Annotated in this window: 5 protein-coding genes and 1 tRNA gene; 4 read left to right on the top strand and 2 right to left on the bottom strand. The window is 62.4% G+C overall.

Annotated features, from left to right (window positions below):
* Position 1: 1 nt before the first annotated feature.
* Both ACAD63_RS32880 and ACAD63_RS32875 read left to right on the top strand, forming a co-directional pair.
* A tRNA-Ala gene (locus ACAD63_RS32880) sits at positions 2-77 on the top strand.
* Between the two features lie 1,652 nt (positions 78-1,729).
* A complete protein-coding gene (locus tag ACAD63_RS32875; protein ID WP_133097177.1) occupies positions 1,730-2,824 on the top strand; it encodes a replication protein RepA in 1,095 nt (364 codons plus the stop codon).
* 102 nt (positions 2,825-2,926) lie between these two features.
* On the opposite strand, the gene ACAD63_RS32870 is transcribed toward ACAD63_RS32875, so the two are convergent.
* Positions 2,927-3,130, bottom strand: coding sequence for a cold-shock protein (locus ACAD63_RS32870; protein ID WP_006159056.1), 204 nt, complete (start codon positions 3,128-3,130; stop codon positions 2,927-2,929).
* A 378-nt stretch (positions 3,131-3,508) separates the two neighbouring features.
* Between ACAD63_RS32870 and ACAD63_RS32865 the strand changes: the two genes are divergently transcribed.
* Together ACAD63_RS32865 and ACAD63_RS32860 are read left to right on the top strand one after the other, a co-directional pair.
* Complete coding sequence (locus ACAD63_RS32865; protein ID WP_063237647.1) at positions 3,509-4,168, top strand: AAA family ATPase; 660 nt, start codon at positions 3,509-3,511, stop codon at positions 4,166-4,168.
* Between the two features lie 3 nt (positions 4,169-4,171).
* Positions 4,172-5,185 carry a ParB/RepB/Spo0J family partition protein gene (locus ACAD63_RS32860; protein WP_133097176.1) on the top strand — a complete coding sequence of 338 codons (1,014 nt, stop codon included), beginning with the start codon at positions 4,172-4,174 and terminating at the stop codon, positions 5,183-5,185.
* Between the two features lie 219 nt (positions 5,186-5,404).
* Here ACAD63_RS32860 and ACAD63_RS32855 read toward each other — a convergent pair whose 3' ends face one another.
* Complete coding sequence (locus ACAD63_RS32855; protein ID WP_434034335.1) at positions 5,405-7,111, bottom strand: phage integrase family protein; 1,707 nt, start codon at positions 7,109-7,111, stop codon at positions 5,405-5,407.
* Between the last annotated feature and the right edge of the window lie 512 nt (positions 7,112-7,623).

Below are 7,623 nucleotides of genomic sequence, written 5' to 3'. Positions count from 1 at the left end.
GGGGGGATTAGCTCAGCTGGGAGAGCACCTGCTTTGCAAGCAGGGGGTCGTCGGTTCGATCCCGTCATCCTCCACCATCACTCTGCCGAGTGAGCACGGATACCTGGAATTGGTGGTCAAATGCAAGCGCTTAAGGATTGAGCGTTTGCATTTGGCATTGCCAAGCGACGAAAGTCGGCTGTTCTTTAACAATATGGGATGTAGTAAAGGTGTCCTCCCCGCCTCCCCGCTTTCCCGCTTTCCCGCTTTCCCGCTTTCCCGCTTTCCCGCTCCCCGTTTTCCTGCCTCCCGGCTTCTATGCGCCGGTCCTGGCGCTTACTTTCCTATCCACATGCCGCCCGCAGAAACGGGTACGCCTTGCTGCAGTGCAAGCTGCGGGCGCCATCCGCCCGCTAACGCAGAAACGGGTACGCCCGTCGCCATAAAGCCTCTTCCCAGCGGCTCGCAACAACGCAGAAACGGGTACGCCTGGTGCCAGAACGCCACCTGGCGTGGGTTCGCACAGCCCGCAGAAATAGGTACGCCCGGTTCCACCGCGTTACCAGGCTTGCTCGGATCATGGGGCGCCGGTAACAGCCGGACGCCTAGATATCCACACGACTACGCCGCGAACGCCACGCAGAAATGGGTACGCCTCGTATTGCAGCGCACAAGATCCGTTCAGCCAAAAGCTTGAAACGAACGCTCGCAGAAACAGGTACGGCCACCACAAGTGCGTGGATGCCGCCTGTCGCGCAGAAACGGGTACGGCGTCCGGGGTTTCCGGACATTTCCGACTTGTTGGGATGAAGCGCAGCCCCCGACTGGCTCGCAGAAACAGGTACGCATGGATGAGGGGCGGCACACTCATGTATACGTTGAGTGTGAGCGCTAGCTTTTTCTATGAGGCAGATATATAATAGAAACTTGGCAGTACATCCATCCGCAACCCCACCCCTTCAACGCAGAAATGGGTACGGATGCAGGTACAGAGCCCGAGATCTCACCGCAGAAACGGGTACGGGGGCCAACGCCCGGCGCACAGGTCTGCGGGCGCAGAATTGGGTACGCCGCAGAAACGGGTACGCAGAGGCAAAGGCGCAGCCGTTTTTCTCCGCCACGCAGAATCAGGTACGGTTTCGGCCCATTCACCGCAGAAATGGGTACGCCGCCGGCGCTGGGAGGCCGAGGGCGATCCAGGGCTCGAACCCTTTTCTGCGTGGATAACCCATGTCGCAGGCCGCGCGACGGCGCAATCCGGCGGTAAACCGGGCGTAAACGGCGTATACCGCCCGGGTCGCCGCAGAAACGGGTACGCTTTGCGCGGTCTGCGTTGTGGAAAAGCCTGTGGAAACACGGGGTTATCCCCGCAGAAACCAGTACGCGCGGTCCGCAGATACAGGTTCGGGGCGCCGCAGATACGGGTTCGGCCCTTCGCAGAATCGAGTACGGTTGTCCGCAGATTCGGGTTCGCAAGGGTAGTTTTTTTCCTTACGAATCAAGGCGCTGAACTTCACGTATACGGTTTACAAGTAGTTAACCCGTATCGGTATCGTTTACTGGTAGTCACAGGGTTGCGCACCGTGGACAACCCTTGCGGGTTGCCCACCGTCCGCCCCCCAGCTACCAGTCGTGAGAGTCCCCGCACGACAAAACCGAGGCAAGCAAGACCAAACCTCAGCGTACCTGTTTCTGCGTGACAACTTTTGCGGCTTCGAGTACAAAGGCGGGTAATCCGAAGCACGCCAATATGCCCATCAAACGCTCCCCGGCCGCCACGGGGGATCGAAGTGTCCTCGACGTGGATGCCGAGCCCTCCCGCATCATTGTTCCCGGCAACGAGAACATCCTGGTTCCGTCCGAGAAATTCCAGCGTCTGTTTGACGAGGCGCAGGCCATGGAACGCGAAGACGCCTGGCAAAGCGGCGAAGTTGGCTTCCTCAGCCGCGCCAGCGTCCAGGTCACGCTGCCATATCGGGCGCCCAAGGGCGCACCGCCGGTATGGACGCGTACCAGCGGCAATATCTCGCTGATGATCCAGCCGGGCTACTTCACGCAGCAGCGCTCTGAACGCGCCGCCAACGGCCGCCAGAAGCTGGTGTCGGAGACCGTCTCGCTGGGCTATCCCTATGGCTCCTATCCGCGCCTGATGCTTGCCTGGATCGGCAAGGAGATCATGGCGAAGAAAAAACGGGGTGAATTCACCGGGACGGTGGAAGACCGGCGTATCTCGCTGGGCAATTCGCTGTCCGAATTCATGTACAACCTCGGTATCCCGATGGCCACTGGCGGCAAGCGGGGCACCATGACGCTGGTTCGCCAGCAGATGATCCGGCTGTTCTCCGCAACCATTGCGATCGTGCAGAACAAGTCGACGCCTAGCCAGAACCAGAACCCGAATCACGAGCCGCTATCGATCGACCGTGTGGGCTACCTGCTGGCCGACCAGTTGTCGACATGGTGGGACCCGATGCAGCCGGGGCAGGGGTCGATGTTCGAGAGCTTTGTGGTGCTGTCCGAGCCGTTTTTCAACGAACTGGTCAACCGACCGGTACCGGTGGACATGCGTGCACTGAAGGCGCTGAAGCAGTCGCCGTTCGCGCTGGACGTTTACTCGTGGCTGACCTACCGGTTCTTCACGATCCAGCGGCGCACCGAGATCCCGTGGGAAGCCCTGCAAATGCAATTCGGTACGGAAACCGAAAGCGAGCGCAAGTTCCGCGCGCTGTTCCGCAAGGCGCTGAAGGACGTGCTGGTGGTCTATCCGGGGGCCAAGGTCGATGCGGATTCGTCCAAGGCGCTGATCCTGCAGCCGTCCCGTACCAGCGTGCGCAAGCTGGGCTGAGTTCCTGGCCGAATGGCCAGATGCAAAAAAGGCAAGCGTTGAACGCTTGCCTTTTTGTTTGTCCGCCGCGGCAGGTTTGCTGCAGCGGGCAAATCAGCTGGATCAGGCCGGCTTGATGGCCGAAGCCTGCAGGCCCTTCGGACCCTGCTTGACTTCAAACGTCACGCGCTGCCCATCCTTCAGGGTCTTGAAGCCAGAACCCTGGATTTCGGAGAAGTGCGCAAACAGATCTGCACCACCATCGTCCGGGGTAATGAAGCCAAAGCCCTTGGTCTCGTTAAACCACTTGACCGTACCGGTTGCCATAAGAGTTCCTTTTCGAAGCAAGTTCTAGTACACCACGCAAACAACCGTTCAAGCACGTTGAGTTCTCGTAGATACCGAACGGAAGCCGACGAGGTTGACACGACTTGACTCGACTGTAGCGCGCATCATAACCACTTTGGATTGCGGTGTCATGTGCGGCGTAATGCGCACTACAAATACTTTAGACATAGGGGCGGGCGCATTTCAAGCAAATTTATTGTCGAACGCGACCTCTCCTGCAAAAAAGCCGGGACGACGCTCCGCTGCACCTTAATAAAATATTTGTAAATTTGTAAAACGGTTGAAGCGTCACCTGGTTTTGGCTACAGTTGCGCCTTAAGAGTCAACCGCGCTTTCAGCGCTGAAAGAGAGGTCGCAGTGGCAGCCAAAATCATTACCGTCTTCAACCAGAAAGGCGGTTGCGGAAAGACCACGGTCAGCATGCATCTGGCGGGAACACTCGGCCTGCGCGGTGCCCGATCCATGCTGGTCGACATGGACGAGCAAGGCACCGCCACCCGCTGGGCTGCGCAGGCCAGCGATGAGCGCCCGTTTCCCGCGTCGGTGATCGGCCTGGCGCCCTCGGGCGGCGCCATGCACCGGGAGGTTCGGAAGTTTGTGCAGGACTACGATTACATCGTGGTCGATTGTCCGCCTGCGGTTCATTCGGCGGCGCCATCCAGTGCGCTGCTGATTTCCGACCTTGCCATCATCCCGGTAGTGCCGTCGCCTCCGGACCTATGGGCGGCGGTCGCCGCTAAAACGCTGGCACAACATGCGCAAGTCCAGAATGAAACCTTGCTGATCCGGGTAATGGCCAATATGGTTCAGCGGCGCGTGTCGATCGCACGGCAGGCGATCGAGATCCTGGGTGACGATGGCGAGGTGCCGCTTTTGAATTCGATGATTGGATCGCGCTCGGCCTTCCGCGAATGCCAGGCGATCGGCTGTACCGTCCATGGCGTTGCCGGAGCGCGTGAAGCGGTACAGGAGGTCGACATGATGGTCGACGAAGTGTTGTCTTTGATTGAGCAATAAGGCATGGCTACAAAACTGAAAAGCCTTAAGGCCGGCATGCTCGCCGGCATGGTGGCGGAGAAGAACCGCAACGACACGCTGGACCGCTTTGCGCGGGCCGAGGCAGCAATTTCGCAGCATCCGAATGGCCTGCTGCAGGGCAGGGCCAACGACGCCGCGGCGGTTTTCAGCGCTGAAAGTGCGGGCGAGATGGCGTCCGGCCGGCAGCTGGTGCGGATTCCGCTGGCGCAGCTCCACGACAATCCACTGAATGCCCGCCGGATCTATGATCCCGCGGTCGTGCAGGAGCGTGCGGCGTCGATCGCCACGCATGGACAGAAGACCCCCGGTCTCGCTGCACCCGACCCCTCGCGTCCCGGCCACTACATCCTGATCGACGGCCACTACCGCAAACGAGCGCTGGCTTCGGCCGGCAAGCTCGAGATGGAGTGCTTTGTCGAGGACGACCTGAGCGACCTGGATTTCTACCGGCTGTCGTTCATGCTCAACGAGCAGCGCTCGGACCAGTCGGCGCTGGACAATGCGATTGCCTGGCGCCAGTTGCTCGATGAAGGCAAGGTTCAGAAGGAAGAAGAAATCTGTGAACTGACCGGGATGTCCGCTGGAACGGTCAACAAGACGCTGGCGCTATTGCGCCTGCCCGAGTCCGTGCTGGGCGTGATGCGCGAGCGGCCGAGCGCGATCGGCATCGCCGCGGGCTATGAGCTGACTTTGTATTGCAAGCTGGCGGGGGAGGAGCGAACCCGCGAGCTGGCGGCACGGATCATCAACGATGGCCTGTCGAGCCGCGAAGTCGAGGCAATCCGCAAGCACGCGCAGGAAGGCAAGGCGCGCAAGGTCAAGGAAATCAGCCGGCAATACAAAATCCGGACCGACAGCGGCCAGTTGCTCGGAACCATCAAGGAGTGGGATTCGGGGCGCGTCGTCCTCGATGTCCAGCTGGGCGACCGCAGCGCCCGCGAGGACCTGGTCGAACTCCTCAAGGCTCGCTTCGGGCTGGACAAGACCTTGCTCTGATCGAGTCCGCTGAGCGAGTCAGGTGCCGGGGAAGCGGGCTACGAACCACCGCACTCCCGGCGCATCAGGGAGACCGCGGACGTGGCAGGATCGCTCGGCAAGACCCCTGCAGCGTACCCAGTTCTTCGGTGGCGATGCTGCCACCCATATCTACGCCAAGGCAGATGGTCCGCCAAGGCTGTTCATGCCGAAAAGGGTCCTGTTCCGTACAGTCAGACCCTACGGCGACTCTTTCTCCGTACCAACTTCTTCGGCCGACGCCAACGCTGTCCGGCAACGCCGCGCCTCGCGCACGAGGTCACGCGGCGTGCACGCCGGGAAGCTCGCATCCAGCCTCCGATAGCGCGTAATCACCGCCGACAGCAGTGCGTGCAGCCCTCGCACCGAGTAGGGCGGGTGGGTCATGCTGGCGAGCTTGCGCTGCGCCCGCCGGGTGGGCGGCGCAACGGGCGGGCCGAGCAGGGGCACATCCGCCATCGCGGGCATGTCCAGGTCCAGCGCCCGGTCTTGCCAATGGCGGCGTAGCGCGGCCAGCGCCGTGTCGCTGAGCGCAAGCCGGTCGCCATCCAATGCTTCGTCCGCCTTCGTTGCCGGCACCCGGTCGAGGATCCGCAGGTCTTTCCAGCGCAGCGCCACCAGCCCGGCAAAGCGGGGCCGGCATTCGCGCAGCAGCGCGACCGCTGCGGCCGCGGCGCGGTAGCGCCGGCCATCGGGCTGGACGCATTCGTTCTCCAGCCAGGCAGTGAAGCGCACCAGCGCCATGTCGTCGACAATTCCCTCACCGGCAGCGCTGCCTGGGTCAAGGCCGGAAGCCACATCGCCTGCCGCGCGCGTCATCCCGATATCCGTTCCTGTACCCGTTGCCGGTCCGCCTGCTGGCAGCCACCGCGCGGCCGAGTCGTACCCGTTGCGCGCCATCCAGGCCCACAAGGTGCCCAGGACACGCATGCTATGCCGCAAGCTGGCATCGCCCAGCGGCCCGGTAAATGGCCGCCAGGCCCCGACTTGCCTGGAAGCCCGCGGTCCGCACCAGCGCGCCGCCGGCTGCGGGTCCGCAAGAAAGGCCAGGTATGCCTGGCGGTCCTGCCCGTCCAGCGCGGCGAGACCCTTGCGGCGCTCGACCACCGACCACAGCAGCAACCGCTCGGCCTCCTTGCGGTACGCCGCGTACGTGGCGCCGGCAGGGGGAGCACTGGCGTGCAGCCACTTGCGCACCACGTCGACGCCGCTCGCAAAGGGACAGGCGGGCGGTGCCCCGGCGTCACCGGCGAGCAGTTCCAGCGGCAGCAGGCGCGGCATGTCCGGTGTCAGCGCGCCGCGCGCCAGCGGCGCGCGGTCACCTACATGCGCGGCCAGCATGGGTTGGCCCTGGGACGTGCGGACCAGGTCGCGATGTTCCGCCAGCCAGCGGTTGATGGCCTGGCCGGCGAGGGCGCCGATACGTGGCACACGCCGCCACCATCCCGTGCCGCGGGCATTTGTCAATGCAATAAGTTCCTTAATAGTAACAATATTGGCTTTGCGCAGGCGGCGTGCCAGTGACGGCCCGAACCACAGTTCCACGCCATGCTCCGCCCGCGGCGCCGCCGTACCGAGCCGTTCCAGTTCCGCCAACGCATCCACCCGGCGATCCATGCCGCGGTTGGAACGGCCCGGACCGGACACCAGCAGTTCGCCCAGGTCGGCGCGGCCATGGAGATGGGCGAGCTGGACCATGCGGTCGCGCAGACCCAGCAGGGTTCGCAGTGCCGATTCGCCGGCATCGTCGTCATCGCCGTCGTCGGCAAGGTAACGGCCGACGACCAACACTGCCGGCATGCCCTGGACATAGGCGCGGACGGCGGCGAATTCGCTGCGGGTCAGGCTGACGGCATGCGATCCGGACAACATGGGCAGGGGTGCGGGAGCGTCGGTGGGGGAGGGCACATAGCTTACGGTAACTCCTTGATTTATAAGGCACTTGAACTCAGGCCAAATCCGTCCGACCGGAAATGCACAGCAAAGAGCAATGCCGATAATTTTATGCGAGGTAAGCGGCATTCCGCCAGTCCCCGGGCCACCCGAACACCCGTTTGTCGATCTAAGCTCGCTGGCAGGGTCGCAGTGGGCCGCCCGTGACAGCGTTCCGGGACGAAGGGACCCCCCTTCGGGAATACCCGCTGCAATGCAACAGAGGCTTGCTTTCGACGCCCCTGTTTCATAAGCTGAAGATCAGAATTAGATTCTGTTAAATTTGATCGGAAAGTTGCTAAAGCGTTAGTCATGAACTGCGCGGGTCCGGCACCAGCCGGCCAGAATCGGTTCGAACGGCGCAAACGGGGCGATTCGGCACTCCAAGGGAAGGGACGGGCACGGCAACCGACGGGACGCCGTACCAGGCCAGGAACAAGCCGGATCGTATGGATCGACGAGCCGCAGCATAGCGGAAGGCGGTCCAA

The organism is Cupriavidus sp. a3 (assembly GCF_051015765.1).
Taxonomy (GTDB): domain Bacteria; phylum Pseudomonadota; class Gammaproteobacteria; order Burkholderiales; family Burkholderiaceae; genus Cupriavidus; species Cupriavidus oxalaticus_A.
The sequence above is the reverse complement of the archived record's forward strand: the minus strand, read 5'-3'. Positions and strand labels throughout refer to the sequence as shown.

Coding starts and splice junctions, on each gene's coding strand:
- ACAD63_RS32875 (WP_133097177.1), top strand. CDS start 1,730: ATGCCCATCAAACGCTCCCCGGCCGCCACGGGGGATCGAAGTGTCCTC.
- ACAD63_RS32870 (WP_006159056.1), bottom strand. CDS start 3,130: ATGGCAACCGGTACGGTCAAGTGGTTTAACGAGACCAAGGGCTTTGGC.
- ACAD63_RS32860 (WP_133097176.1), top strand. CDS start 4,172: ATGGCTACAAAACTGAAAAGCCTTAAGGCCGGCATGCTCGCCGGCATG.